Raw genomic sequence first — 25,819 nt, 5'->3', positions numbered from 1 at the left:
GGCTTCGCAAGACTGCGATTTTCACTTTTTTTACGCTACAATCCTATAAATTTACCTGGTGAAAGGCGAAGTTAACACTCAGCACCAGGTATGTTGGTTGTTCTCTTTTCAACCGATTGATTTATCTCGTCTATTAAAATCCAGGAACGAGCCTTATGAAGTTTACGGTAGCGTTGACCGGCGGCATCGGGAGTGGCAAAAGCACCGTTGCAGAGGCATTTTCTCGCCTTGGGGTTAACGTCATTGATGCAGATGTGATCGCGCGCAAAGTTGTTGAGCCTGGAACACCGGCTCTAAATGCCATTGCCGCACATTTTGGCCCACAGATGCTGACCACGGAAGGCGACCTGAACCGACGTTCGTTACGCGAGCGAGTTTTTGCACACCCTGAAGATAAAGCCTGGCTCAATGCGCTCCTGCATCCGCTCATCCAGCAGGAGACCCACCGCCAGATGCGCGAGGCCACCTCGCCTTATGTCCTCTGGGTGGTTCCACTGTTTGTTGAAAATCAGCTATTTGCCCAGGCAGATCGTGTTCTCGTGGTCGATGTTCCCCGCGAAACACAAATTTTCCGCACCATGCAACGCGACAACGTGTCGCGAGAGCATGCGGAGCATATTCTTGCCGCCCAGGCGACGCGTGAAGCGCGACTTGCCGCCGCGGACGACATTATTGATAACAACGGCGCACCAGATGCTATCGTATCGGATGTTGCTCGCCTGCACGCGCAGTATTTGCAGTTTGCCGCGCAGGCTGTTTCACAGGAAAAATCGTAATGCACACCCACATCCTTTTTGAGCACCCGCTTAACGAAAAAATGCGTACCTGGCTGCGTATTGAATTTTTAATCCAGCAGCTCAGCGCCCGATTGCCCATCAGCGATCATGCCAGCGCCCTGCATTTCTTCCGCAATATCGGCGACTTAATGGATGTGTTCGAGCGCGGCGAAGTGCGCACCGAGCTGCTCAAAGAACTGGAGCGTCAACAGCGTAAACTGCAGGCGTGGATGGAGGTCCCGGGCGTGGATCAGAGCCGCATTGACTCACTGCGCCAACAGTTGAAAAGCAGCGGTAGCATCCTGATGTCTGCACCACGCATTGGGCAGGTACTGCGTGAAGATCGCCTGATTGGCCTGGTGCGCCAGCGCCTGAGTATTCCGGGCGGCTGCTGCAGTTTTGATTTGCCGACCCTGCATATCTGGTTACATGCGCCTCAGGATCAGCGTGACGCCCAAATTCAGGAGTGGATCGACAGCCTCTATCCGCTTAATCAGGCCCTGGTCCTGATCCTTGATTTAATTCGTAACTCCGCGCCATTCCGTAAACAAACCAGCCTTAATGGCTTCTTCCAGGACAACGGTGACGATGCCGATCTCCTGCGTTTACAGCTGGCGCTGGATGAACAGCTTTATCCGCAAATCTCCGGCCATAAGAGCCGCTTTGCCATCCGTTTTATGCCACTCGATAGCGAAAACGGTATTGTGCCTGAACGTCTGGATTTTGAACTGGCTTGTTGTTAAGGAGTGAACATGTCTGAAGAGACAACGGTGAATTGCCCGACCTGCGGGAAAGTGGTTATCTGGAATGAACAGAGCGTGTTCCGCCCCTTCTGTTGTAAACGCTGCCAGCTCATAGATTTAGGCGAATGGGCTGCAGAAGAGAAAAGGATCCCCAGCAACGGGGATCTTTCTGATAGCGATGACTGGAGCGAAGAGCCGCTTTAAGCTTCAGCGATAAGCTTCGCGATCACCGGTTCGTTGGCAGGCGGAAATGCGTCTGCCAACAGATCCTTCTGCGCAATCCAGCGCCCCGGCTGGCCCTCTTTGCCCCACGGTTCCCCTTCCCAGCTTTCGACCAGCCAGAACCACAGCGTGACGTGTCTGTCAGGGAACTGGTATTCCAGTTTGTCGAACAACGTCGCGCTATGGGCAGTAATACCGACTTCTTCCTGCAGTTCGCGCACCATCGCCTGTTCCGGAGTCTCACTCTCTTCAATCTTGCCGCCCGGAAACTCAAGCTTATTCGCCATATGAGCATCAGCTGCGCGCTGGGTGATAAAGATCTCGCCCTGCGAATTGCGAATGATCCCGACCGCGATATTCAGTATTTTCATTATCTTACTCCCATAAAAAAGGCGCAGATTTCTGCGCCTTTTGAAGTTTCTCAGAACCTTAGCTCAGACGGCCGTGGCACTGTTTGTATTTTTTACCCGAACCGCAAGGGCAGGGATCGTTACGACCCACTTTGCGCTCACCGGTCTGGGCAGCCAGCGATTCTGCGGCAGCGCTGTCATCGCTCTGATGGCTCAGTTGCTGCATCTGTGCAAGACGCTCGGCTTCTTCACGACGCTGTTGCTCCATCGCTTCAACCTCTTCCGGCATGCGAACCTGAACCTTGCTCAGGGTGCTGATGACTTCGTACTTCAGAGACTCAAGCATGGAAGCAAACATCGAGAACGACTCACGCTTGTACTCCTGCTTCGGATCTTTCTGCGCATAACCACGCAGGTGGATACCCTGACGCAGGTAGTCCATCGCTGCCAGGTGCTCTTTCCACAGGGAATCCAGCGTCTGCAGCATCACGCCTTTTTCGAAGTGACGCATCATCTCTGCACCAACGACTTCTTCTTTACGCTGATAGGTATCTACCGCGCTCTGCAGAATACGTTCACGCAGGGTTTCTTCGTGCAGCTCCGGCTCTTTATCCAGCCATTCAGAGATTGGCAGATCGAGGTCGAAATCATTTTTCAGGCGTTCCTGCAGGCCCGGGACATCCCACATTTCTTCCAGAGACTGCGGCGGAATATGCGCATCAATGGTCACTTTAAACACGTCTTCGCGGATGCTATTGATGGTTTCGCTTACGTCAGACACGTCCAGCAGTTCGTTACGCTGGGAGTAAATCGCGCGACGCTGATCGTTAGCGACATCATCATATTCCAGCAGCTGCTTACGGATATCGAAGTTACGGCTTTCCACTTTGCGCTGGGCGTTAGCGATGGCTTTAGTCACCCACGGGTGCTCGATGGCCTCGCCCGGCTTCATCCCCAGTTTACGCATCATGCCAGACACACGGTCAGAGGCGAAGATACGCATCAGGGCATCTTCCATCGACAGATAGAAGCGTGAAGAACCGGCATCACCCTGACGACCGGAACGGCCGCGCAGCTGGTTATCGATACGACGTGATTCGTGGCGTTCAGTACCGATGATGTGCAGACCGCCCGCCGCCAGCACCGCTTCATGACGAACCTGCCAGTCAGCTTTAATCTGAGCTATCTGTTCCGGAGTTGGGTCTTCCAGCTGAGCAACTTCTGCCTGCCAGCTACCGCCCAGCACGATGTCGGTACCACGACCAGCCATGTTAGTCGCGATGGTCACCGTAGACGGGTAACCCGCCTGAGCAACGATATCCGCTTCACTGGCGTGGAACTTGGCGTTCAGTACGTTGTGCTTAATGCCCGCTTTAGTCAGTTCGTGAGACACCACTTCTGATTTTTCAATGGAGATAGTACCCACCAGCACCGGCTGGCCTTTTGCGGTACGCTCTTTGATGTCTTCGATGATAGCCTGGATTTTTTCCGCTTCGGTCATGTAGACCAGATCCGCCATATCTTTACGGATCATCGGACGGTTGGTCGGTACAACGACGGTATCGAGCTTATAGATGGAGCTGAATTCAAACGCTTCGGTATCTGCGGTACCGGTCATCCCCGCCAGCTTCTCGTACAGACGGAAGTAGTTCTGGAAGGTGATAGAGGCCAGCGTCTGGTTTTCGTTCTGAATATCCACGCCTTCTTTGGCTTCAACCGCCTGGTGCAGACCGTCGGACCAGCGACGACCCTGCATGGTACGACCGGTGTGCTCATCAACGATGATAACTTCACCGTCCTTGACGATGTAGTCAACGTCACGGGTGAACAGCGCGTGGGCGCGCAGCGCGGCTGTCACGTGGTGCATCAGCATAATGTTAGTCGGGGAATACAGCGACTCACCCTCTTCCATAATGCCCTGGTTCACCAGCAGCTCTTCGATCAGCACCAGACCACGCTCGGTCAGGTTAACCTGACGGGATTTCTCATCAACGGAGAAGTGGCCTTCACCCTGGAAGGTTTCTGAGTCTTCTTTCTCCTGACGGACCAGGTGCGGAATGATTTTGTTGACCTTGCGGTACAGCTCGGAGCTGTCTTCCGCCGGGCCGGAAATAATTAGCGGAGTACGGGCTTCATCGATAAGGATGGAGTCAACCTCATCCACCAGCGCGTAGTGCAGTTTACGCTGAACGCGCTCTTCCGGGCTGAACGCCATGTTGTCACGCAGGTAGTCAAAACCGTATTCGTTGTTGGTACCGTAGGTGATATCAGCGTTGTAAGCTTCGCGTTTAGCCGGAGCCGGCAGGCCGGACATGTTGATACCCACGGTCATACCGAGGAATTCAAACAGCGGGCGGTTGTTTTCGGCGTCACGCTGGGCCAGATAGTCGTTGACCGTGACCACGTGAACCCCTTTACCGGACAGGGCGTTCAGGTATGCCGGAAGCGTTGCGGTCAGGGTTTTACCTTCACCGGTACGCATTTCCGCGATACAGCGGTCGTTCAGCACCATACCGCCCAGCAGCTGGACGTCAAAGTGACGCATACCAAAGACGCGCTTACTGGCTTCACGAACCACGGCAAAGGCTTCCGGGATCAGGCTTTCAATGCTTTCGCCTTTTTCAAGACGCGCGCGAAACTCAGCAGTTTTCGCCTTCAGTTCTTCATCAGAGAGCTTTTCCAGCTCAGGTTCCATGGCATTGATCTGAGCAACGGTCTTGCGCATACGGCGCAGAGTACGATCGTTACGGCTACCGAAAACTTTAGTTAACAATTTGATTAGCATAATAAAATCTCAAACGCCCCGCTTAGCGGAGTCAAAAATTAGTTGAAGGTGGTATTTTTCAGCTAAGGCGTTGAGGGCCGGCGCGGATCCCCTGCACCTGGCTCAGCCAGGCGGAGATGCTAAACGCGGCATGCGGAATAAATTCGTGGTAAGCGGTCTGTTTGACCAGAACCGGTGGCTGACTTTCGAGGGTCAGCAAAGCACTCAGCGTATCAATTAACGCCAGATGCTGGGCCTGCTGCAGCGGAGAGGTTTCTTCGGCAACCGGCAGAACCTGTGGCGCCATCGCGAAAGAGAGATGGCGAATAACCGTGCGAATGGCATGCTGATGCCAGTAGTCTACGGTGAAATTAGGACGGCGATTAGCCTCCAGCAGAGCAAGTTGGGTGAAATTGACCCGGGCTGTGGTCGCGTGATTAGTGGTCGTCGTTTTCGGCGGCGCAACGGTTTCTGCATTCGCGCAGATTGCGGGCAGACCAAAGCTCGCCGCGACCATCCCCAACAGGAGATGCGGCCAGAAGTACCGTCTACCAAACTGTCGCCAACGCGTCAGTATTCCGTTCACGTAATTCGCTACCCTTGGGTTAATTAGCGTCGTTTATTTTTCAGCGCACAAATCTTATCACTAATAGCATCGTACAGCAGCAGGAATGACGACCCGAGTCGCATAAAAACGGTGAATAAATCAGCGATCGCGTTCGTTCAGGAAGTGATAAAAGAAGAAAGGTGAGAGAGTGACTGAAACGTCAAAAATAAAAACGACTGGTTCCCTGACCGGAGAGAGTGCCAGGTTGCCAGTCGAATTTTAGTTCAATGTCAGGCTTACGCCAGAACCATTGAAGGTGCTTTGAATGCCAGCGGCATTTCAGCTTCGTCTTCGAAGGTCACATACTCCCAGGCTTCCTGTTTTGCGAGGACTGCCTGCAGCAGTTTATTGTTCAGTGCGTGACCTGATTTGTACGCCGTAAATGCACCGATGATATTGTGACCACACATAAACAGGTCGCCAATCGCATCAAGCATTTTGTGACGAACAAACTCATCTTCAAAACGTAAGCCGTCTTCGTTCAGTACGCGATAATCGTCAACAACGATGGCACAATCGAAGCTACCGCCCAGGGCCAGGCCACGGGACTGCAGATATTCGATATCACGCATGAAACCGAAGGTACGCGCTCGGCTAATCTGACGCATGAACGCATCGGCAGAGAAGTTCATTTTGTAGCGCTGGTTGCTGGCATCAATCGCCGGATGGTTAAAGTCGATGGTAAAGTCCAACGAAAAACCATTAAACGGTTTGAATTCAGCCCATTTGTCGCCATCTTCAACGCGAACGGTCTCTTTAATGCGTACAAATTTCTTGGCGCAGTTCAGCTCATCAATGCCGGCATCCAGCAGCAGATAAACGAACGGTGCAGCACTGCCGTCCATAATCGGGATTTCTGGCGCATCGACTTCAATCATAATGTTGTCGATACCCAGACCCGCCAGCGCGGCGTTCAGGTGCTCTACCGTAGAAATCCGTACGTCATGCTCATTAACCAGGCAAGTACAGAGCATGGTATCACGCACAGATTTGGCATCGGCCGGAAAATCTACCGGTGGATTCAAGTCGGTGCGACGATAGATGACCCCGGTATTTGCCGGCGCAGGGCGCAGCGTCAGTGTGACCTTTTTGCCGGTATGTAAACCGACGCCAGTCGCCTGAACGATACGTTTAAGTGTCCTTTGTTTGATCATCGTATAATCTCGCCAAATTACCTATCCAACCGAAGTGTACTATACATTCGGTGGGCCAGTTTAGCACAAAGAGCGCAGTTTCCCAAATTCCAGCTAATTCTTAATCAGCCTGCTTACGCAGGAAGGCTGGGATATCCAGGTAGTCAGGCTCTTTTGCCGTCTGCGGCGTATTGTCGTTAACCACTTTCGCGGCAGGTTTCTGCTCTTGCGTCAGCGGAGCCATACCGTGCTGCTGATAACGATCCATCACCGGCTGCTGTGACTGCTTGTTGGTCACCAGGGTAATTTCAGGACGTTTGTCCATGCCAATACCGGTAGCCACTACGGTCACGCGCAGTTCGTCGTTCATATCCGGGTCCAGAGAGGTACCGATAACCACGGTCGCGTTATCCGATGCGAAGGCACGGATGGTGTTACCCACGGTTTCAAACTCGTCCAGACGCAGGTCGAAGCCCGCCGTAATGTTGACCAGCACGCCGCGAGCGCCAGAAAGATCGATATCTTCCAGCAGCGGAGAAGAGATAGCCATTTCAGCGGCTTCTTCTGCACGGTCTTCACCACTGGCCACGCCAGAGCCCATCATCGCATAGCCCATTTCGGACATCACGGTGCGCACGTCAGCAAAGTCGACGTTCATCAGACCCGGACGGGTAATCAGCTCGGCGATACCCTGCACCGCGCCTTTCAGTACGTCGTTCGCCGCGCCAAACGCGTCGAGCAGGGAGATGCCGCGACCCAGCACTTTCAGCAGCTTGTCGTTTGGAATGGTGATGAGGGAGTCCACGTGCTTGGACAGCTCAGTGATACCCTGCTCCGCGAATGCCATACGCTTCTTGCCTTCGAAATTGAAAGGCTTAGTCACGACAGCAACGGTCAGGATACCTAAATCTTTTGCGACTTCAGCAACAACCGGCGCAGCACCTGTACCAGTACCACCGCCCATACCGGCTGCGATGAATACCATGTCAGCGCCGTCCAGTGCTGCACGCAGCGCTTCACGGTCTTCTTCAGCCGCATTGCGACCCACTTCCGGGTTAGCACCCGCGCCCAGACCTTTGGTGATACCGCCACCAATCTGAATCGTCTGGCCGACCGCTGTTTTACGCAGCGCCTGAGCGTCGGTATTAACAGCGAAGAATTCAACGCCTTCGATGCGCTCGCGCACCATGTGCTCAACGGCATTACCGCCGCCGCCACCGACGCCGATGACTTTAATCACCGCGTCGTTGGTCAGTTCCATAGGTTCAAACATAGTTTCTCTCTCCGTTGTGCCTGTCGCCTGAGACCGCTAATTCTCTCCGGTCTCTTTAAAAAATTAAAACTCTTTTCGCAGCCACGTGTTCAGTCGCTTGATCCACGACCCAACCGTTACGCGTTTCTCTACTTCTGCTTCACCACTCAGATGAGACTCTTTTCCGTAGTGCAGCAGGCCCACCGCCGTTGAATAATACGGCTCCTGGGCATAATCCGTTAATCCGGTGATATTCAGCGGCGCGCCAATACGCACCTGGGTGTGGAACACCCGCTGAGCGCAGGCAGCCAGACCTTCAATCTGTGCCGCACCACCGGTCAGAACAATCCCCGCCGCCAGGTGGTGTTTAACCCCCTGCTGACGCAGCTGTTCCTGCAACTGCAAAATCTCTTCGTTCACCAGGTTCAACAACTCGGTATAACGAGGTTCAATCACTTCGGCCAGCGTCTGACGCTGCAGGCTGCGCGGCGGGCGTCCACCAACGCTCGGGACTTCAACGCTTTCGTCTTTCCCGACAATCGAACCTAACGCACAGCCATGACGAACTTTGATGGCTTCGGCATCGCTCGGTGGCGTACCGAAGGCATAAGCGATATCGCTGGTCACCACGTTCCCCGCGTAAGGGATAACTTTGGTGTGGCGCAGCGCGCCGCCAGTATATACGGCGATGTCCATTGTACCACCGCCAACATCGACCACACAGACACCCAGCTCACGTTCATCTTCCGTCAGTACGGAGTAGCTGGAAGCCAGACCGGCGAAAATAAGTTGGTCAACTTTCAGACCACAACGTTCCACGGCTTTCACAATGTTTTTCGCCATATCATTGTGACATGTGATCAGGTGCACTTTTGCCTGCATACGTACGCCAGATAAGCCCACCGGGTTTTTAATCCCTTCCTGGTAATCAATGGCGTATTCCTGCGGGATAACGTGAAGGACACGATGCTCATCACGCACACGCACCGATTTGGCGGTATGCACGACGTTCTCAACGTCTTCCTGCGTCACCTCTTCTTCTGAAATCGGTACCATGCCGATTTCATTCTGACAGCTAATATGTTTCCCCGAAAGCGCCAGATATACCGAAGAGATCTGGCAGTCAGCCATCAGCTCGGCCTGGTCGATGGCGCGCTGTACGCATTTCACCACCGACTCTAAGTCATTCACACCGCCTTTATCCATCCCGCGAGAGGGGCAGCTTCCCACGCCAATGATATTGACCATACCGTCGGGCAGAACTTCCCCTACTAAAGCGGCAACTTTTGCGGTGCCAATCTCCAGTCCAACTACCAGTTTTCTGTCCGTCGCCTTGATCATTGTTGTTTTGCCTGTGCCTGATTCTGTTGTTGATTAGTGTCCTCAACGGGAGCAGGTTCCCAACCCACCGCCGCGCCGGAGTCATAGCGCAAATCAACGTAGCTTATCCGTTTCCCATCGGTCTGCGCCTGCTGTTGTAACACCGGATACAGTTCCATAAAGCGCTGAAGGCGTTTCATCGTGTCGCCACGACCAAGGTTGAGCTTAATATCGTTATTCAGCGTCAACTGCCAGGACCGACGCGCCGTCATTGCGGCAACTTTCAGCGTGAACTTATCCTTAGCCAGCACTTGCCCCATATCGCGGTAACCCTGCAGTACTTCATTTTCACTGCCTTCCGGGCCATACAGCATGGGCAAGAGTTGTTTGCTGGTACGATCGGTCGGAACGCTAAAGGCATTGCCCTGCGCATCCACCATGTGTTGATCATTCCAGCGTGCAATAGGCACATATTCAACCAGATGAATCTTCAATTCGTCCGGCCACTGCTTTCTGACGCTCGCCTGCTTAATCCACGGCAGACGTTCAATCTGGTTCTGGATGATATTGACATCCTGGGTCATAAAGGTTCCAGGAGACCCCAGCGCCAGAATAGACTGACGAATATCATCATTTCGCGTGTAATGACGCTCACCGGTCACGACCAGCTTCGACAGCGGCAGACGCTGCGCATCCTGCATCCAGCCAAGCACCATCCAGCCTGAGGCCAGAATGGTACACAGCACCGCCAGCAGGAAAATAATCCCTGCCAGACGCGCTCCGTTATTGCGTCGGGAAGAGACGTAGGTCTCTTCTTCTTCGCGGTTTCGCGTATTCAGCGCAGCCTGCGACATATCAACCCGCCAGGTCCAGAATGCGTACTACCAGCTGCGAGAAGCTCATCCCCGCCTGACGCGCCGCCATCGGCACCAGGCTATGGCTCGTCATCCCAGGCGAAGTGTTCGCTTCCAGCAAGTAAAACTGGCCATCATCGTCCAGCATCACGTCAATGCGTCCCCATCCGCGACAGCCAAGAACTTGCCAGGCTTTTGCGACCAGTGACTGCATTTCTGCTTCACGTGCAGGATCTTCCAGGCCAGGGCAGAAATATTGCGTCTCATCAGAGAGATACTTCGCCTCATAATCATAGAAGGTTCCAGCCACCTGGATACGAATTGACGGTAAAATTTCTTCGCCAAGCACCGCCACGGTAAATTCCGGACCGCTTAGCCATTTCTCAATTAAAACTTCGTCATCATGCTGAAAAGCCAACGCTAAAGATTCAGCAAGTTCCGCGCTTTCCAGCACTTTAGACATACCGACGCTGGAACCTTCCCGGCTCGGCTTAACAATCAGTGGCAGGCCGAGTGCTGCAATACGCTGCTTAGTTTCTGCCGAAAGCCCGGCGTTAAACTCGTTGCGGGTTAATGCCACCCACGGCGCGACCGGTAGACCAGCGCCTGACCACAGGAGCTTACTACGCACTTTATCCATTGAAATCGCGGACGCCATCACGCCGCTGCCGGTGTAAGGCATGCCAATAAGTTCCAGCAATCCTTGCAACGTGCCATCTTCACCGCCACGGCCGTGAAGTGCAATAAACACTTTCTGAAAGCCCATGCCTGACAGCTGGGTAACATCCACTTCACTGGGATCTACCGGGTGCGCATCGACACCCGCTTCACGCAGGCCGGCTAAAACCGCTGCCCCTGAATTGAGCGAAACATCGCGTTCAGCAGAAGTGCCGCCAAGCAGGACGGCGATTTTATCAGCCATGTCGCTCATCCTCGCTCTGCGGTTTCAGTTTGATTTCGGCCAGATTACGCGCGATTTTGCCGATATTACCGGCGCCCTGCACCAGAATCAGGTCATTGCCGGTGAGAACCGGGGCGAGCATCTCAGCCACCTGGGCGGCATCAGAAACCAGAATCGGGTCTACTTTGCCGCGGCCACGAATGGTGCGGCACAGCGAACGGCTGTCAGCCCCCGGGATCGGCGCTTCACCGGCGGCATAAACATCCAGCATCAGCAGCGAATCGACCTGGGTCAGCACGTTAGCAAAGTCATCGTACAGGTCACGGGTACGGGTAAAGCGGTGCGGCTGGAACAGCATGACCAGATTTTTGTCCGGCCAGCCTGCGCGGGCCGCTTTAATCGTGGCATCCACTTCCGTAGGGTGATGGCCGTAATCGTCCACCAGCATCGCGGTACCGCTCTTGCCGTTCACTTCCTGCAGCGGGAATTCACCCAGGAAGTCGAAGCGACGACCGGTACCCTGGAAGCTCGCCAGCGCGCGCAGAATCGCCTCGTCATCGATACCTTCTTCAGTGGCAACAGCCACTGCCGCCGCCGCGTTTAAGGCGTTATGACGGCCAGGTGCGTTCAGCATCACGCGCAGCGCGTCTCTCTCGTGACGCACGAGGGTGAAGTGCACCTGCGCGCCAATCTGCTGATAATCTTCAACGCGCACGTCGGCGTCGTCGCTGAAACCATAGGTAGTCACCTGACGACCAACGCGCGGCTGCAGTTCGCGGATAACAGGATCATCGATACACATCACCGCACGGCCATAGAACGGCAGGTTGTGCAGGAAGTTAATAAAGGTCTGCTTCAGATTCTCGAAGTCGCCCTGGTAGGTATCCATGTGATCGGCTTCGATGTTGGTCACGATAGCGACCATCGGCTGCAGATGCAGGAAAGACGCATCGCTCTCGTCGGCTTCTGCAATCAGATACCGGCTGCTGCCAAGGCGCGCGTGCACGCCTGCGGCTTTTACCAGGCCACCGTTAACGAAGGTTGGGTCGAGGCCCGCTTCGGCATAAATGCTCGATACCATCGCCGTGGTCGTGGTTTTACCATGAGTACCGGCAATCGCAATGCCATGACGGAAGCGCATCAGCTCAGCCAGCATCTCCGCACGGCGGATAACCGGAATACGCGCTTCGTGTGCCGCCACAATCTCCGGATTGTCGACAGAAATAGCCGTAGAAACCACAACAACGCTCGCATCACGCACGTTTTCCGGGCGATGGTTGAAATAGATGGTCGCACCCAGCGCAGTCAGTTGCTGCGTGACCGGGTTTGGCGCCAAATCGGAACCGCTAATCTGATACCCTTCGTTCGCCAGCACTTCGGCAATACCACCCATGCCAGCACCACCGATGCCAACAAAGTGAATGTGCCGGACGCGACGCATCTCGGGTACGATAGAACGCAGTTTCGCCAGTTGTTGTGTATTCATTCTTTAAACGCCATCAACTACTTAAAAATTCGTGCAACGCAAAACGCGCTGCGAGGGTTAAGCCTTTGCAATCAGGCTCACTTCATTTGCTACCCGCTCGGTAGCGTCCGGGATAGCTGCCGCGCGAGCGCGTTCAGCCATCTCCAGCAGTGTGGTTCTGTTCCAGCCCGCCAGAGTGTCGGCCACGGACTGCGCCGTAAACTGCGGCTGTTCGAAAATCTTCGCGGCACCCGCTTTCTCAAGCGGCAGTGCGTTCCAGTACTGCTGACGGTCTTTGTGCTGGAAAGGCACAAACAGCGCCGGTAAACCGGCAGCGGCGATTTCACTCACCGTCAGCGCGCCGGAGCGGCACACCACCACGTCCGCCCAGGCGTACGCGGCAGCCATATCGTCAATAAATTCAGTGACCTTGTGCTGCGGCTGCCCGGCGTCGGCATAAGCCTGTTCCACCGACGGCTTCGCACCTTTGCCGCTTTGATGCCAGATGGTCACGCTGTCACCCAGCAGCGCCGCAACCTGCGGCATAGTCTGGTTCAGTACACGAGCGCCCTGGGAACCGCCGACCACCAGCACACGCGTCGGGCCTTCACGGCCAGCCAGTCGCTGTTCCGGCAGCGGAAGCGCCAGTACGTCAACGCGAACCGGGTTACCCACCACTTCGGCATTCGGGAAAGCCCCCGGAAAAGCCTGCATCACTTTGCTGGCAATCTTCGCCAGCCACTTGTTGGTGAGGCCCGCGATACCGTTTTGCTCGTGCAGCACAACCGGAATGCCAAGCGACCAGGCCGCCAGACCACCAGGTCCGGAAACATAGCCGCCCATTCCCAGCACCACATCGGGCTGATAACGCTTCATGATCGCCCGCGCCTGTCGCCAGGCGTTGAAAATACGTACCGGCGCCAGCAGCAAGGCTTTTACGCCTTTGCCCCGCAGCCCGGAGATGCGAATAAAATCAATCTCAATGCCGTGTTTTGGCACGAGGTCGGCTTCCATACGGTCAGCGGTACCCAGCCAGCGAACCTGCCAGCCCTGGTCCATTAAATGGTGCGCGACCGCCAGCCCCGGGAACACGTGTCCACCGGTACCGCCTGCCATCACCATTAACCGCTTTGCCTGACCACTCATCGCACACCCCGCGTAAACGCCTGGGCTTTCTCCAGACGCGTCTCATAATCAATGCGCAGCAAGAACATGATTGCTGTCGACATAATCAACAAACTTGAACCACCGTAACTGATAAGCGGCAGCGTCAGACCTTTAGTCGGCAGCATCCCCGCTGCGGCGCCAACGTTTACCAGTGCCTGGAAACTGAACCAGATACCGATGGAACAGGCGAGAAAACCGGCAAAACGCTGGTTGATCTCGAGTGCTTTACGCCCAATCGACATGGCGCGAAAAGCGACGAAGAATACCATTAAAAGTGCCAGTACCACACCGATATAACCTAATTCCTCACCAATAATGGCGAAGATGAAGTCAGTATGTGCTTCCGGCAGATACTCCAGTTTTTGGACTGAGTTTCCGAGTCCCTGGCCCCACATTTCACCGCGCCCGAAGGCCATCAGTGACTGGGTCAGCTGGTATCCGCTGCCGAAAGGATCTTCCCACGGGTTCCAGAAAGACGTTACACGGCGAATACGGTACGGTTCGGCAAGGATCAGCAGCACCACCGCCGATATGCCCATGCCGATGATGGCGATGAACTGCCAGAGCTTGGCACCGGCCAGGAACAACATCGCAAGCGTCGTCACAAACAGCACAACCACCGTCCCGAGATCCGGCTGCGCCAGCAGCAGGATAGCCAGCACGAAAATAACGCCCATCGGCTTTAAGAAGCCGCGCAGGTTATTTCGAACTTCGTCACCCTTGCGTACCAGGTAGTTGGAGATGTAGCAGAACAGCGAAAGCTTCGTGAACTCCGCCGGCTGAATACGCAGCGGCCCGAGTGCAATCCAGCGCGATGCCCCGTTAACCGAGCTACCCACGACCAGTACGATCAGCAGCATGACGATGGAAATAATCAGCATTGCCGTACTGTGCTTCTGCCAGAAGTCCATCGGCAGACGCAGCGTAATTAACCCCAGACAGAAGGCCAGAATGATGTACAGGCCATCACGCTTGGCAAACAGGAACGGATCGTTTGCCAGACGCTGGCCCACCGGCATTGACGCCGAGGTCACCATGATGAAGCCGATTGCCGCAAGACCCATCGTCAGCCACAGCAGCGTTCGGTCATACATCACCAGGCTGTCGGAATCTTTCTCCCGCGAGCCCATCACCCAGCCTTTCAGCGCGTTGAACAGCCAGACCATAATTCCCGATCCAGGCAGTCGCGGCACTCGCAGGCGAGGGAGAGATAAACGCATCAGCCTAACTCCCTTGCCAGGCGGGCGAACTGATCGCCACGCTGTTCGAAATTCTTAAACTGATCGAGGCTGGCACAGGCGGGTGACAACAGCACCATATCGCCCTTGCGCACGTTCGGTGCCAGCAGGCGCATCGCCTGTTCCATCGTTTCAGTCTGCGTCGCCACTTCCGGGCGCAGTGCGGCAAGCTCGGCACCATCGCGACCAAAGCAGTACAGGCGCACGTTATCGCCCATCAGATAACGCTTGAGCGAGCTGAAATCGGCAGATTTACCGTCACCACCCAGCAGCAAATGCAGGGTACCGTCAACGTGCAGGCCATTCAGCGCAGCTTCAGTACTGCCGACGTTGGTGGCTTTTGAATCGTTGATCCAGCGTACGCCGTTATGCTCAAGCACCAGCTGGAAGCGATGCGCAAGGCCGGTGAACGTGGTCAGCGCCTTCAGGCTGCTGGCACGCGGTAGACCGACGGCATCCGCCAGCGCCAGCGCGGCCAGGGCGTTGCTGTAGTTATGCTGTCCGGAAAGCTTCATTTCGCGCACGTTGAGGATCTTCTCCCCTTTCACGCGCAGCCAGGTTTCGCCCTGCTGACGGTTCAGGTGATAGTCGCCAATGTTGACGCCAAAACTAATGCAGCGGTCATCTGCCCCGCGCACCGGCATTGTCAGCGCATCATCGGCGTTCACCACGCAGACTTTGGCATTTTCGTAGACCCGCAGTTTGGCCGCACGGTACTGCTGCAGACCAAACGGATACCGGTCCATATGATCTTCAGTGACGTTGAGGATCGTCGCCGCGGCGGCATGCAGGCTGGAGGTGGTTTCCAGCTGGAAGCTTGAAAGCTCCAGTACGTACAGCTCGCGAGAGACATCCAGCAGCATCAGCGCCGGAAGGCCGATATTGCCACCCACGCCGACGTTCACGCCCGCCGCTTTCGCCATCTCGCCTACAAGCGTGGTCACGGTGCTTTTACCGTTCGAACCGGTGATCGCCACAATCGGTGCCTGCGCTTCGCGACAGAAGAGCTCAATATCACCGACGATTTCCACGCCCTTCTCGGCGGCGGTAACCAGTGAAGGATGCGCCAGCGCAATACCCGGGCTCGCCACAATCAGATCCGCCGCCTGCAGCCATTCATCATTCAGACTGCCGGTATGGTGCTCGACGTTCTCGGGCAGCTTATCCAGACCAGGCGGCGTCATACGCGTATCCATCACGCGCGGCGTCACGCCGCGTGCGAGGAAGAAATCGACGCAGGAAAGTCCGGTCAATCCAAGACCAATAATGACGACTTTTTTGCCCTGGTAATCTGCCATGATTAACGTACCTTAAGCGTTGCCAGGCCAATCAGCACCAGCATCAGCGAAATAATCCAGAAGCGCACGATAACGCGCGGCTCCGGCCAACCCTTCAGTTCATAGTGGTGGTGAATCGGTGCCATTCGGAAGATACGCTGACCGCGCAGCTTGAAGGACCCCACCTGCAGGATGACCGACAGTGTCTCCACCACGAATACCCCACCCATGATCACCAGCAGGAACTCCTGACGCAGCAGCACCGCAATAATGCCCAGCGCCCCGCCCAGAGCCAGTGAACCCACATCGCCCATGAATACCTGAGCCGGGTAGGTGTTAAACCACAGGAACCCTAAACCCGCACCTACAATCGCCGTACAGACGATAACCAGTTCACCTGCGTGACGCAGATAAGGAATGTGCAGATAGTTCGCAAAATTCATGTTGCCGGTTGCCCAGGCGACCAGCGCAAAACCCGCTGCCACGAAGACCGTTGGCATGATCGCCAGACCATCGAGGCCATCGGTCAGGTTCACGGCGTTGCCGGTACCGACGATAACGAAGTACGCCAGCACGATGTAGAACAGACCCAACTGCGGCATCACGTCTTTGAAGAACGGCACGACCAGTTCAGTTGCAGGCGTTCCTTTCCCGGCGATATACAGCGCAAAGGCCACGCCCAGCGCAATCACCGACATCCAGAAGTACTTCCAGCGGGCAATCAGACCCTTAGTGTCTTTACGCACCACTTTGCGGTAATCGTCAACAAATCCGATGATGCCGTAGCCCACCAGAACGACCAGCACGCACCAGACGTACGGGTTCCACGGGTAGGCCCACAGCAGCACAGACACCACGATCGCGGTGAGGATCATAATCCCACCCATCGTCGGGGTACCGCGTTTACTGAAGTGCGATTCCGGACCGTCATTACGAACGACCTGACCGAAAGAGAGTTTTTGCAGGCGAGCGATCATCCGCGGGCCCATCCATAAAGAGATGAACAGCGCGGTCAGCAGGCTGACGATGGCGCGAAACGTCAGATAGGAAAAGACGTTAAAGCCGGAATAATATTTGACCAAGTGCTCGGCCAGCCAAACTAGCATGTTCCATTCTCCTGTAATGCGCGTACTACCTCTTCCATGGCGGCACTACGTGAACCCTTCACTAAAACGGTAATGATCGATTTTTCTTCGACTAACGCACGAAGATGAGCAATTAAGGAGGCCTTATCGGCAAAATGCTCCCCTGCCCCACTCGCGCTGCTGATAACTTTGCTCAGTACGCCAACGCTCAGTACACGGTCAATCCCTGCGTCTTTTGCAGCCTCTCCCACCTGACGGTGGCAGGCTTCACTTTCTTCGCCCAGCTCAGCCATATCGCCGACTACCAGCACGCGGTAGCCCGGCATATCAGCCAGAACCTGTACCGCAGCCGTCATCGAACCCACGTTGGCATTGTAGGAGTCGTCCAGCAGCAGCTTGTTCTCAGCAAGCGTAATCGGGAACAGGCGTCCCGGAACGGCTTCGAGCGTTGCCAGCCCCTGCTTTATCGCCTGCAGGTCAGCGCCAACCGCCATCGCCAGGGACGTTGCCGCCAGCGCGTTAGCAATATTGTGACGACCCGGCAGCGGCAGCAGCACGTCAACGTTCCCCTGCGGAGTCTGCAGCGTGAACTCGGTACCGTGGCTGGTAACATGAATGTTGGTGGCCGTAAAATCGCTGTTCGCGGCGTTCGGTGAGAAACGCCATACTTTGCGATTGCCAATGATGTTCTGCCAGTTCAGCCAGTCGTTGTTATCCGCATTCAGAATGGCGATGCCGTCCTGCGCCAGGCCGGTATAAATCTCCCCTTTCGCCTTCGCAACACCCGCCAGGGAACCAAAGCCCTCAAGGTGCGCCGCGGCCAGGTTATTCACCAGCGCCGCTTCCGGACGCGTCAGGTCGACGGTCCAGGCGATTTCGCCCTGATGGTTGGCGCCTAACTCAATCACCGCAAACTGATGCGCTTTCGTCAGACGCAGCAACGTCATCGGCACGCCGACATCGTTATTCAGGTTGCCTGCGGTATACAGCGTAGTGCCGCACTGGCTCAGGATAGAAGCGGTCATTTCTTTGACCGAGGTCTTGCCGGAGGAGCCGGTCAGCGCCACTACGCGAGCCGGAACCTGCTGGCGGACCCACGCCGCCAGCTCACCGAAAGCGAGGCGAGTATCTTTCACCACCACCTGCGGCAGTGCGCAATCAAGCTTACGGCTCACCAGCAGCGCACCCGCACCGGCTTCTTTAGCCTGCTGCGCGAAATCATGCGCATCGAAACGCTCGCCTTTCAGCGCCACAAACAGACAACCCGCCGTAATTTTACGGGTGTCAGTGGTGACGGCGTCGATGGTCAGGGAGTCACCGTGCAGTTCGCCATGGGTGATACTGGCAAGTTGGCTCAGCGTTACGCTAATCATGCCACCACTCCCAGCAGGCGGGCTGCGGTTACGCGGTCGGAATAGTCGAGACGGCGATGTCCGACTACCTGATAATCTTCATGGCCTTTACCGGCCAGCAGAACGACGTCGTTCTCTTTCGCCTGCATAATCGCGTTGGTCACCGCTTCCGCACGGCCTTCTTTGACGATGGCGTGTCCGGCATCAACCATGCCAGCCAGAATGTCATTGATGATGGCGCGAGGCTCTTCGGTGCGCGGATTATCATCCGTCACCACCGCGATGTCGGCGAACTCTTCGGCAATGGCGCCCATCAGCGGTCGTTTGCCTTTGTCGCGATCGCCACCGCAACCAAAGACGCACCACAGTTTGCCAGTACAGTGCAGACGCGCAGCCTGCAGCGCTTTCTCCAGCGCATCCGGCGTGTGGGCGTAATCGACCACAACCGTAGGCTTACCTGGCGCACTGAAGACTTCCATGCGCCCGCATACCGGCTGCAGACGCGCAGCGGTGCTCAGCAGACGGTCAAGCGGGTAATCCAACACCAGCAGCGTTGCCAGTGCCAGCAGCAGATTGTTGACGTTGAACGCACCCATCAGGCGGCTTTCAATTTCACCGTCGCCCCAGCTTGAGGAGAACTGAATGGTCGCCCCGCTGTCGTGGTAGTTCACCGCGGTGGCTTTCAGCCAGCGGCCACGGCAGTTCGGATTGATGTGGTCTTCCATGGAAACCGCAACCGCATCCGGTAATTTTTCCAGCCAGCGGCGGCCCACTTCGTCATCGGCGTTAATCACCGCCTGACCGCAGTGGTGTGTAGAGTAGAGCAGCCATTTTGCGGCTTCGTAGTGCTCCATATCACCGTGATAGTCCAGGTGATCGCGACTCAGGTTGGTGAACACCGACGCGGCGAATTTCAGCGCGGAAACGCGGTGCTGTACCAGACCATGGGAAGAGACTTCCATCGCTGCGAAGGTTGCCCCTTCAGCCGCCAGTCCCGAAAGCACATGCTGTACGTCCACCGCGGAGCCGGTGGTGTTTTCCGTCGGTACCACTTTATCCAGCAGGCCGTTGCCGACGGTCCCCATCACCGCACTGGTTTCGCCGAGCAGCTGTGCCCATTGTGCCAGTAGCTGAGTCGTCGTGGTTTTACCGTTGGTTCCGGTGACGCCCACCAGACGCAGTTGTTCAGATGGCTCACCGTAGAAACGTCCGGCAAGCGCCGACAGGCGCTCATTCAGTTGGCTTAAATAGATAACCGGGACGCCGTGCATCTCGCGGATCTCGCCGTCATTGGCCTCATCTTTGGCCTCAGCAATAATGGCAGCAACACCTTGCGCTATCGCCTGCGGGATATATCGACGCCCGTCCGCCTGATGACCTAATACCGCAATGAAAAGATCGCCCGAAGCAGCCACACGGCTGTCGAGCGTCATCTCCCGCAGTTCTCGCGCAGGTGCATTCGGCACCCACGGAGCAAGAAGGTCGCGCAAATTACGATCTGCCACCTGTTCCCTCGCCTTGATTAATCACAAATTCACTTTTCTCGCCTGTCGCCAGCGCATCCGGTTCGATGTTCATGGTGCGCAGAACGCCGCCCATGATGGCACCAAACACCGGCGCGGAAACGGCGCCACCGTAGTATTTACCTGCCTGTGGATCGTTGATAACCACGACCAGCGCAAAGCGCGGCTGGCTCGCTGGCGCAACGCCCGCGGTGTAAGCAATATATTTGTTGATGTAGCGGCCATCCGGCCCTACTTTTTTCGCCGTACCGGTTTTAATCGCAATGCGGTAGCCTTTGATTGCGGCCTTCACGCCACCGCCGCCCGGCAGTGCAACGCTTTCCATCATGTGAACGACGGTACGAACGAGTGGTTCCGGGAAGATACGTTCGCCCGGAACCGGCGGATCAACCTTGGTAATCGACAGCGGACGATAAACGCCATAGCTACCGATGGTTGCGTAGACTCGCGCTAACTGTAACGGGGTTACCATTAGCCCATAGCCGAAAGAGAAGGTGGCCCTCTCTATGTCAGACCACCGTTGTTTTTGAGGATATAAGCCACTGCGTTCTCCGACCAACCCCAAATTGGTCGCTTTTCCGAGCCCAAAACGTGAGTAAGTATCTACTAACGCTGAGGACGGCATCGCTAACGCTAGCTTGGAGACGCCAACGTTACTCGACTTCTGTAGTACCCCGGTCAGGGTCAATTCGCTGTAGCGTGCCACGTCTTTGATTTCGTGGCCGTTAATTCGATATGGAATCGTATTCAGGACGCTGTTTTCATTGACAATGCCGCGCTGCAGCGCCGTCATGACCACCATCGGTTTAACCGTTGAACCAGGCTCGAACACGTCGGTGATGGCGCGGTTACGCATCGCGTCTTTTGCAGTGCCGGTGAAGTTGTTCGGGTTGTAGGAAGGACTGTTCGCCATCGCCAGCACTTCGCCGGTGGAAACGTCTACCAGCACCGCGGTCCCTGACTCGGCCTTGTTAAAGGCCACGGCGTTGTTCAGTTCGCGGTACACCAGCGCCTGCAGACGTTCGTCGATGCTGAGCGCGAGGTTGTGTGCAGCCTGACTGTCGGTGGAAGAGATATCTTCAATGACGCGGCCATAGCGATCTTTACGCACGATACGCTCGCCCGGCTGGCCGGTTAGCCATTTATCAAAGCTTTTTTCAACGCCTTCAATGCCTTCGCTATCGACGTTGGTGAATCCGATGAGGTGAGCGGTAACTTCGCCGGAAGGATAGTAGCGGCGCGACTCTTCACGCAGGTAAATACCCGGCAGTTTAAGTTTCTTGATGTAATCGGCCATGTCAGGGTTAACCTGACGGGCGAGGTAGATGAAGCGGCCTTTCGGGTTAGCGTTGATGCGCGACGCCATCTGATCGAGCGGCATTTTCAGGGCGTCTGCCAGCGCTTTCCAGCGGTTATCAAGGGTTATCCCCCCCGCATCATGCAGCGCTTTCGGGTCGGCCCAGATAGCTTTCACCGGCACACTCACCGCCAGCGGGCGACCAGAGCGGTCGGTTATCATGCCGCGCGACGTTGAGACTTCCTGAACGCGCAGTGAGCGCATATCGCCCTGACGCACCAGCATATCCGGGCTCACAATCTGTAGCCAGGCCACGCGGCCTAACAGGAAACCCAGCGCCAGCAGAATACAGCCGCACAGCAACGCAAAACGCCAACTGACAAAGTTGGCCTGTTCTTCCTGACGTTTTGCTTTCTGCGTTTTTGCCGCTGCTTTCATGCGTCGCAATAATCCTTATTTCTGTACAACGATGTTTTCCTGTGAAGGATCGACATGCTGCATCTGCAGCTTTTCCGTCGCGATCCGTTCCACCCGGCTATGGTCGCCGAGCGCGTTTTCTTCGAGGATCAGGTTGCGCCACTCAATATCGAGTGCATCACGCTCCAGAACCATCTGTTCACGTTGTGCGGTCAAAAGGCGCGTATGGTGCGCCGTAGTGACGACGGTCACCGCCGTCACGATAATGCATATGAACAAGCAGAGTGGCAGCTTCCCAAACCGCAAAAGATCGTCACCGATAACGCCAGGCAAGGCATGACGTTCGTTGCTTCCAATCGATCCTTTTACTTTGCTTAGGGCCTCTGTCACTCTGCTGATCATGCGTTCGTCCTTTCTGCGATACGCAGCACTGAACTACGAGCGCGTGGATTCTCTGCCACTTCATCTTCGCCCGGCATCAACTTGCCTAGTGCTCGCAAATGACGGCCACCCAGTTTCCTGAGTTGCTCCTCCGTCATCGGGATCCCCGCCGGGACTTGTGGACCGCGGCTTTGCTCACGCATGAAGCGTTTCACAATACGGTCTTCCAGCGAGTGGAAACTGATGATGGAAAGCCGCCCACCCGGGGCAAGCACGTCGAGCGAGCTTTTTAGCGCCTGCTCTATCTCCTCCAGTTCACTGTTCACCCAGATGCGCACCGCCTGGAAGGTACGGGTCGCGGGATGTTTGTACTTGTCTTTCACCGGTGTTGCTGCTGCAACCACCTCTGCCAGCTCTTTCGTGCGGGTCATCGGCTGTTCGCGGTTACGCTCAACAATGGCGCGGGCAATACGTTTGCCGAAGCGCTCTTCACCAAAGGTTTTGATGACCCAGGCGATGTCGGCTTCTTCCGCCGTTTGCAGCCACTCAGCTGCCGATTGTCCGCGGGTTGGGTCCATACGCATGTCCAGCGGACCATCGCGCATAAAGGAGAAACCGCGTTCCGCATCGTCAAGCTGCGGTGAAGAGACACCAAGATCGAGGAGGATCCCGTCAATCTTGCCGGTAAGTTCGCGCTCGGCAACGTAATCGCCCAGCGCGGAAAAAGGTCCATGCACGATGGAAAAGCGAGGATCATCGATGGTTTGCGCAACGGCGATCGCTTGTGGATCCCGGTCAATAGCCAACAGACGTCCTTCCGCCCCAAGCTGCGAAAGAATCAGACGCGAGTGGCCACCACGGCCAAAAGTGCCATCAATGTAAATACCATCCGGACGAATGTTCAGACCGTTGACGGCCTCGTCCAGTAGTACCGTTGTATGTTTAAAGTTTTCCATCATTTTATAAGGACAAATCCTGCAATCGTTCCGACAGCTCGCCGGTATCCGACTGCTCAGCGTCAATATCTTCCCTGACCCGTTGATACCAGGTCGTTTCATCCCACAGTTCAAACTTATTGAACTGCCCGACCAGCATCACTTCTTTGGTCAGTCCGGCGTGTTGCCGTAAAACCGGCGCTATCAGCAAGCGGCCCGCATTATCCATCTGACATTCGCTCGCATGTCCTAACAACAAACGCTGTACGCGGCGTTCGGCGGGATTCATGCTCGACAGTCGCGACAATTTTTGCTCAATAATTTCCCATTCCGGGAGCGGGTAAAGCAGCAGGCACGGGTGATGAATGTCAATGGTGCACACCATTAGACCGGAAGCGTCTTCGACTAGCCTGTCGCGGTACCGTGTTGGCACGGCTAAACGACCTTTGCTGTCGAGATTGACTAACGTTGCCCCTCGGAACATGCCAGCCTCACCCCTTTTCACCACTTTCACCCACAAATTCCCACATAAAGGAGTTTACGGAGCAGAGGAAAACCTTGTCAAGCCAGCACTGAGGCCAGAGGAGTTAAAAATCCCATTAATGACGGCAGATATTCGCCCTGTTTATTTTTTCATCAACCAACGAGGCAAATTAAGGCTATGAATATTTGTAAGAAAAAAAACAAATCCATTCATGCTCGTTAAAAGAAACTCAATATCATCGAGGGAAAATATAAAGTGTCAGTTTGCGACGTGCGCGGCATTTTAGGACATTCTGCTGGTGGTTAACAGTCCCTGATGCTCGGCCCTGCCACCATTTTTCCGCCGCGCCACGACGGGTACGGCGCCGTTAGTGGGAGAAGTGTTTGTTAATTGGGCAAATCGACTGAGGATGTAACAAAATAATTCAAATGTAATGAATGGTTACTGCAATTTCTGGGGTAAAAGCAAGAATTGACCTGATTAAAATACGAATTTAATTAACGTCCTGGATAAATTAAAGAATTGTCTGAATATCAGCATAACCTTAATTTCCCAGGGGGAAAAAGTAATGAAGGTAGCCGGGGCTACCTCCATTTTTCAACTTAGTGGCGGCTCAAACTACCACGACGGTAGAGGTTACGTCGGATACGGCTGAGGCCTGGCTTTGGCTTACGTGGTTCATCGAGGCTCGCGAGCACGATTTCCAGCACGCGCTCGGCGACATCACGGTGACGCTGCGCAACGGCCAGCACCGGGCACTGCAGAAAATCGAGCAGCTCGTGATCGCCAAAGGTGGCAATCGCCAGCTCAGACGGCAGCTTGCCTTCACGGCGCAGCGTTACGTCCATGACGCCCTGCAGTAATGCAAAGGAAGTGGTGAACAACGCCTCCGGCATGGCGTGCGTCTCCAGCCATTTTTCAAACAGCGCGCCCGCCGCTTCACGCTCATAGCTGTTGGCATAGAGGAAGTCGACCGTGCGCGGATCATCTTTCCAGGCGGTACGGAAGCCCTGCTCACGCAGGAAGCTTACGGAAAGCTCTGGTAAAGCACCGAGGTACAACACGCTTTCAGCCGGGAATTTACGCAGTTCCGCCGCCAGCATCTCCGCATCATCCTGATCCGCCCCCACGACGCTGGTAAAATGTTCGCGGTCGAGGGCACGATCCAGCGCCACAATCGGGAACGAGTCATTAGCCCAGCGCTGATAGAAAGGGTGCTCTGGCGGCAGAGAGGTGGAAACGATAATCGCATCCACCTGGCGTTGCAGCAGATGCTCAATACAGCGCATTTCGTTGTCAGGCTGATCTTCAGAGCAGGCAATCAGCAGCTGATAGCCACGCTGACGCGCCTGGCGCTCCAGGTAGTTGGCGATCCGGGTATAGCTGGTGTTTTCCAGATCGGGGATCACTAATCCTATTGAGCGTGTGCGTCCTGCACGCAGACCCGCGGCAACCGCATTGGGGTGGTAGTTATGCTCACGCACAACGGCCATCACTTTTTCGACGGTTTTATCGCTAACGCGGTACTGCTTCGCTTTACCGTTAATCACATAGCTCGCGGTAGTCCGGGAAACACCGGCGAGCCGGGCGATTTCATCCAGTTTCACAATTGCCCCTTGCGTAAAATGTACAAACTATAACCACTGTTAAAATATGGGATAAATGCTACATCATCTAAACGCAGAATGCTGGCTGCGGCAACCGCTTTTGTCGACACTTATCACGGGTTTTGCAAAAAAAAGCCCGACTGATGACCGTCGGGCTGAAGTTTTTCAGCAAAACCTTTAGCGCATGATCTTATCACCGCGCGATAAACCGACCACGCCGGAGCGCGCCACCTCGACAATCCGCGCCACATCTCGCAGTGACGCGAGAAACGCATCCAGCTTGTCGCTGGTGCCAGCTAGCTGAACAGTGTAAATCGAGGGAGTAACGTCGATAATCTGCCCGCGGAAGATTTCGGTGTTTCGCTTCACTTCTTCGCGTCCGTACCCGCTGGCCTGTACTTTCACCAGCATGATTTCACGCTCGACATGTGCCCCCTGCCCCAGCTCGCTGACGCGCAACACATCCACCAGCTTGTGTAGCTGCTTCTCTATCTGCTCAAGCACTTTCTCATCGCCAACGGTCTGGATTGTCATGCGTGAAAGCGTTGGATCGTCAGTCGGCGCTACGGTCAGGCTTTCAATGTTGTAGCCACGCTGGGAAAAAAGCCCAATGACGCGCGATAACGCGCCCGATTCGTTCTCGAGTAATACCGATAGTATCCGGCGCAT

Annotated in this window: 24 protein-coding genes; 3 read left to right on the top strand and 21 right to left on the bottom strand. The window is 55.4% G+C overall.

Annotated elements, in window-relative coordinates:
* Window positions 1–155: 155 nt before the first annotated feature.
* From coaE to yacG, 3 genes are read left to right on the top strand one after another with little or no spacing between them, the layout of a single operon-like run.
* Window positions 156–776, top strand: coding sequence for a dephospho-CoA kinase (coaE, locus tag C7387_RS17625; RefSeq protein WP_120817188.1), 621 nt, complete (start codon window positions 156–158; stop codon window positions 774–776).
* The gene (gene zapD / locus C7387_RS17620) at window positions 776–1,519 is read left to right on the top strand and encodes a cell division protein ZapD (RefSeq protein WP_006817152.1); all 744 of its coding nucleotides are present in this window, start codon (window positions 776–778) and stop codon (window positions 1,517–1,519) included. The genes coaE and zapD overlap by 1 nt, the downstream gene beginning before the upstream one ends.
* Before the next feature lie 9 nt (window positions 1,520–1,528).
* A complete protein-coding gene (yacG, locus tag C7387_RS17615) occupies window positions 1,529–1,723 on the top strand; it encodes a DNA gyrase inhibitor YacG (RefSeq protein ID WP_038252137.1) in 195 nt (64 codons plus the stop codon).
* On the opposite strand, the gene mutT is transcribed toward yacG, so the two are convergent.
* The 21 genes from mutT to ilvN all read right to left on the bottom strand — a co-directional run bounded on the left by mutT (window position 1,720) and on the right by ilvN (window position 25,819).
* Window positions 1,720–2,112, bottom strand: a complete 393-nt coding sequence (mutT, locus tag C7387_RS17610; protein ID WP_006817150.1) for an 8-oxo-dGTP diphosphatase MutT — start codon at window positions 2,110–2,112, stop codon at window positions 1,720–1,722. The genes yacG and mutT overlap by 4 nt on opposite strands.
* A 58-nt stretch (window positions 2,113–2,170) precedes the next feature.
* Window positions 2,171–4,876, bottom strand: coding sequence for a preprotein translocase subunit SecA (gene secA, locus C7387_RS17605; RefSeq protein ID WP_006817149.1), 2,706 nt, complete (start codon window positions 4,874–4,876; stop codon window positions 2,171–2,173).
* 58 nt (window positions 4,877–4,934) lie between these two features.
* On the bottom strand, window positions 4,935–5,441 hold the full coding sequence (gene secM / locus C7387_RS17600) for a secA translation cis-regulator SecM (protein ID WP_038252138.1): 507 nt from the start codon (window positions 5,439–5,441) through the stop codon (window positions 4,935–4,937).
* Between the two features lie 257 nt (window positions 5,442–5,698).
* On the bottom strand, window positions 5,699–6,616 hold the full coding sequence (gene lpxC, locus C7387_RS17595; RefSeq protein WP_006817147.1) for a UDP-3-O-acyl-N-acetylglucosamine deacetylase: 918 nt from the start codon (window positions 6,614–6,616) through the stop codon (window positions 5,699–5,701).
* 100 nt (window positions 6,617–6,716) lie between these two features.
* Window positions 6,717–7,868 carry a cell division protein FtsZ gene (ftsZ, locus tag C7387_RS17590; RefSeq protein WP_038252142.1) on the bottom strand — a complete coding sequence of 384 codons (1,152 nt, stop codon included), beginning with the start codon at window positions 7,866–7,868 and terminating at the stop codon, window positions 6,717–6,719.
* Window positions 7,869–7,931: 63 nt separating this feature from the next.
* A complete protein-coding gene (ftsA, locus tag C7387_RS17585; RefSeq protein ID WP_006817145.1) occupies window positions 7,932–9,188 on the bottom strand; it encodes a cell division protein FtsA in 1,257 nt (418 codons plus the stop codon).
* Window positions 9,185–10,021 carry a cell division protein FtsQ gene (ftsQ, locus tag C7387_RS17580; protein ID WP_006817144.1) on the bottom strand — a complete coding sequence of 279 codons (837 nt, stop codon included), beginning with the start codon at window positions 10,019–10,021 and terminating at the stop codon, window positions 9,185–9,187. The genes ftsA and ftsQ overlap by 4 nt, the downstream gene beginning before the upstream one ends.
* Window position 10,022: 1 nt before the next feature.
* Window positions 10,023–10,943, bottom strand: a complete 921-nt coding sequence (locus tag C7387_RS17575; protein WP_038252143.1) for a D-alanine--D-alanine ligase — start codon at window positions 10,941–10,943, stop codon at window positions 10,023–10,025.
* A complete protein-coding gene (gene murC, locus C7387_RS17570) occupies window positions 10,936–12,408 on the bottom strand; it encodes a UDP-N-acetylmuramate--L-alanine ligase (RefSeq protein WP_120817187.1) in 1,473 nt (490 codons plus the stop codon). The genes C7387_RS17575 and murC overlap by 8 nt, the downstream gene beginning before the upstream one ends.
* 57 nt (window positions 12,409–12,465) lie before the next feature.
* Entirely contained in the window at window positions 12,466–13,533 is a 1,068-nt protein-coding gene (murG, locus tag C7387_RS17565; RefSeq protein WP_006817141.1) for an undecaprenyldiphospho-muramoylpentapeptide beta-N-acetylglucosaminyltransferase, read from the bottom strand.
* Entirely contained in the window at window positions 13,530–14,774 is a 1,245-nt protein-coding gene (ftsW, locus tag C7387_RS17560; RefSeq protein ID WP_038252146.1) for a cell division protein FtsW, read from the bottom strand. The genes murG and ftsW overlap by 4 nt, the downstream gene beginning before the upstream one ends.
* The gene (gene murD / locus C7387_RS17555) at window positions 14,774–16,090 is read right to left on the bottom strand and encodes a UDP-N-acetylmuramoyl-L-alanine--D-glutamate ligase (RefSeq protein WP_006817139.1); all 1,317 of its coding nucleotides are present in this window, start codon (window positions 16,088–16,090) and stop codon (window positions 14,774–14,776) included. The genes ftsW and murD overlap by 1 nt, the downstream gene beginning before the upstream one ends.
* A 2-nt stretch (window positions 16,091–16,092) precedes the next feature.
* Entirely contained in the window at window positions 16,093–17,175 is a 1,083-nt protein-coding gene (mraY, locus tag C7387_RS17550) for a phospho-N-acetylmuramoyl-pentapeptide-transferase (protein ID WP_006817138.1), read from the bottom strand.
* On the bottom strand, window positions 17,169–18,527 hold the full coding sequence (gene murF, locus C7387_RS17545; protein WP_120817186.1) for a UDP-N-acetylmuramoyl-tripeptide--D-alanyl-D-alanine ligase: 1,359 nt from the start codon (window positions 18,525–18,527) through the stop codon (window positions 17,169–17,171). The genes mraY and murF overlap by 7 nt, the downstream gene beginning before the upstream one ends.
* Window positions 18,524–20,011 carry a UDP-N-acetylmuramoyl-L-alanyl-D-glutamate--2,6-diaminopimelate ligase gene (gene murE, locus C7387_RS17540; RefSeq protein ID WP_038252148.1) on the bottom strand — a complete coding sequence of 496 codons (1,488 nt, stop codon included), beginning with the start codon at window positions 20,009–20,011 and terminating at the stop codon, window positions 18,524–18,526. The genes murF and murE overlap by 4 nt, the downstream gene beginning before the upstream one ends.
* Window positions 19,998–21,764 (bottom strand): peptidoglycan glycosyltransferase FtsI, encoded by a 1,767-nt coding sequence (locus tag C7387_RS17535; protein ID WP_006817135.1) that lies wholly within the window; start codon window positions 21,762–21,764, stop codon window positions 19,998–20,000. Before C7387_RS17535 ends, murE begins: the two co-directional genes overlap by 14 nt.
* A 15-nt stretch (window positions 21,765–21,779) precedes the next feature.
* On the bottom strand, window positions 21,780–22,145 hold the full coding sequence (gene ftsL, locus C7387_RS17530; RefSeq protein WP_006817134.1) for a cell division protein FtsL: 366 nt from the start codon (window positions 22,143–22,145) through the stop codon (window positions 21,780–21,782).
* Entirely contained in the window at window positions 22,142–23,083 is a 942-nt protein-coding gene (rsmH, locus tag C7387_RS17525) for a 16S rRNA (cytosine(1402)-N(4))-methyltransferase RsmH (protein ID WP_006817133.1), read from the bottom strand. Before rsmH ends, ftsL begins: the two co-directional genes overlap by 4 nt.
* Window position 23,084: 1 nt before the next feature.
* Complete coding sequence (gene mraZ / locus C7387_RS17520; protein ID WP_038252151.1) at window positions 23,085–23,543, bottom strand: division/cell wall cluster transcriptional repressor MraZ; 459 nt, start codon at window positions 23,541–23,543, stop codon at window positions 23,085–23,087.
* Window positions 23,544–24,145: 602 nt separating this feature from the next.
* Window positions 24,146–25,150: a catabolite repressor/activator gene (gene cra / locus C7387_RS17515; RefSeq protein WP_006817131.1), complete on the bottom strand. Its 1,005-nt coding sequence runs from the start codon at window positions 25,148–25,150 to the stop codon at window positions 24,146–24,148.
* A 177-nt stretch (window positions 25,151–25,327) separates the two neighbouring features.
* Window positions 25,328–25,819, bottom strand: a complete 492-nt coding sequence (gene ilvN, locus C7387_RS17510) for an acetolactate synthase small subunit (RefSeq protein ID WP_006817130.1) — start codon at window positions 25,817–25,819, stop codon at window positions 25,328–25,330.

The sequence above is a fragment of the Yokenella regensburgei genome, assembly GCF_003634235.1.
GTDB lineage: Bacteria > Pseudomonadota > Gammaproteobacteria > Enterobacterales > Enterobacteriaceae > Yokenella > Yokenella regensburgei.
The sequence above is the reverse complement of the archived record's forward strand: the minus strand, read 5'-3'. Positions and strand labels throughout refer to the sequence as shown.

What these genes read in the sequence shown, in the direction of transcription:
- coaE (WP_120817188.1), top strand. Translation starts at nt 156, where the DNA reads ATGAAGTTTACGGTAGCGTTGACCGGCGGCATCGGGAGTGGCAAAAGC.
- zapD (WP_006817152.1), top strand. Translation starts at nt 776, where the DNA reads ATGCACACCCACATCCTTTTTGAGCACCCGCTTAACGAAAAAATGCGT.
- yacG (WP_038252137.1), top strand. Translation starts at nt 1,529, where the DNA reads ATGTCTGAAGAGACAACGGTGAATTGCCCGACCTGCGGGAAAGTGGTT.
- mutT (WP_006817150.1), bottom strand. Translation starts at nt 2,112, where the DNA reads ATGAAAATACTGAATATCGCGGTCGGGATCATTCGCAATTCGCAGGGC.
- secA (WP_006817149.1), bottom strand. Translation starts at nt 4,876, where the DNA reads ATGCTAATCAAATTGTTAACTAAAGTTTTCGGTAGCCGTAACGATCGT.
- lpxC (WP_006817147.1), bottom strand. Translation starts at nt 6,616, where the DNA reads ATGATCAAACAAAGGACACTTAAACGTATCGTTCAGGCGACTGGCGTC.
- ftsZ (WP_038252142.1), bottom strand. Translation starts at nt 7,868, where the DNA reads ATGTTTGAACCTATGGAACTGACCAACGACGCGGTGATTAAAGTCATC.
- ftsA (WP_006817145.1), bottom strand. Translation starts at nt 9,188, where the DNA reads ATGATCAAGGCGACGGACAGAAAACTGGTAGTTGGACTGGAGATTGGC.
- ftsQ (WP_006817144.1), bottom strand. Translation starts at nt 10,021, where the DNA reads ATGTCGCAGGCTGCGCTGAATACGCGAAACCGCGAAGAAGAAGAGACC.
- C7387_RS17575 (WP_038252143.1), bottom strand. Translation starts at nt 10,943, where the DNA reads ATGGCTGATAAAATCGCCGTCCTGCTTGGCGGCACTTCTGCTGAACGC.
- murC (WP_120817187.1), bottom strand. Translation starts at nt 12,408, where the DNA reads ATGAATACACAACAACTGGCGAAACTGCGTTCTATCGTACCCGAGATG.
- murG (WP_006817141.1), bottom strand. Translation starts at nt 13,533, where the DNA reads ATGAGTGGTCAGGCAAAGCGGTTAATGGTGATGGCAGGCGGTACCGGT.
- ftsW (WP_038252146.1), bottom strand. Translation starts at nt 14,774, where the DNA reads ATGCGTTTATCTCTCCCTCGCCTGCGAGTGCCGCGACTGCCTGGATCG.
- murD (WP_006817139.1), bottom strand. Translation starts at nt 16,090, where the DNA reads ATGGCAGATTACCAGGGCAAAAAAGTCGTCATTATTGGTCTTGGATTG.
- mraY (WP_006817138.1), bottom strand. Translation starts at nt 17,175, where the DNA reads ATGCTAGTTTGGCTGGCCGAGCACTTGGTCAAATATTATTCCGGCTTT.
- murF (WP_120817186.1), bottom strand. Translation starts at nt 18,527, where the DNA reads ATGATTAGCGTAACGCTGAGCCAACTTGCCAGTATCACCCATGGCGAA.
- C7387_RS17535 (WP_006817135.1), bottom strand. Translation starts at nt 21,764, where the DNA reads ATGAAAGCAGCGGCAAAAACGCAGAAAGCAAAACGTCAGGAAGAACAG.
- ftsL (WP_006817134.1), bottom strand. Translation starts at nt 22,145, where the DNA reads ATGATCAGCAGAGTGACAGAGGCCCTAAGCAAAGTAAAAGGATCGATT.
- rsmH (WP_006817133.1), bottom strand. Translation starts at nt 23,083, where the DNA reads ATGATGGAAAACTTTAAACATACAACGGTACTACTGGACGAGGCCGTC.
- mraZ (WP_038252151.1), bottom strand. Translation starts at nt 23,543, where the DNA reads ATGTTCCGAGGGGCAACGTTAGTCAATCTCGACAGCAAAGGTCGTTTA.
- ilvN (WP_006817130.1), bottom strand. Translation starts at nt 25,819, where the DNA reads ATGCGCCGGATACTATCGGTATTACTCGAGAACGAATCGGGCGCGTTA.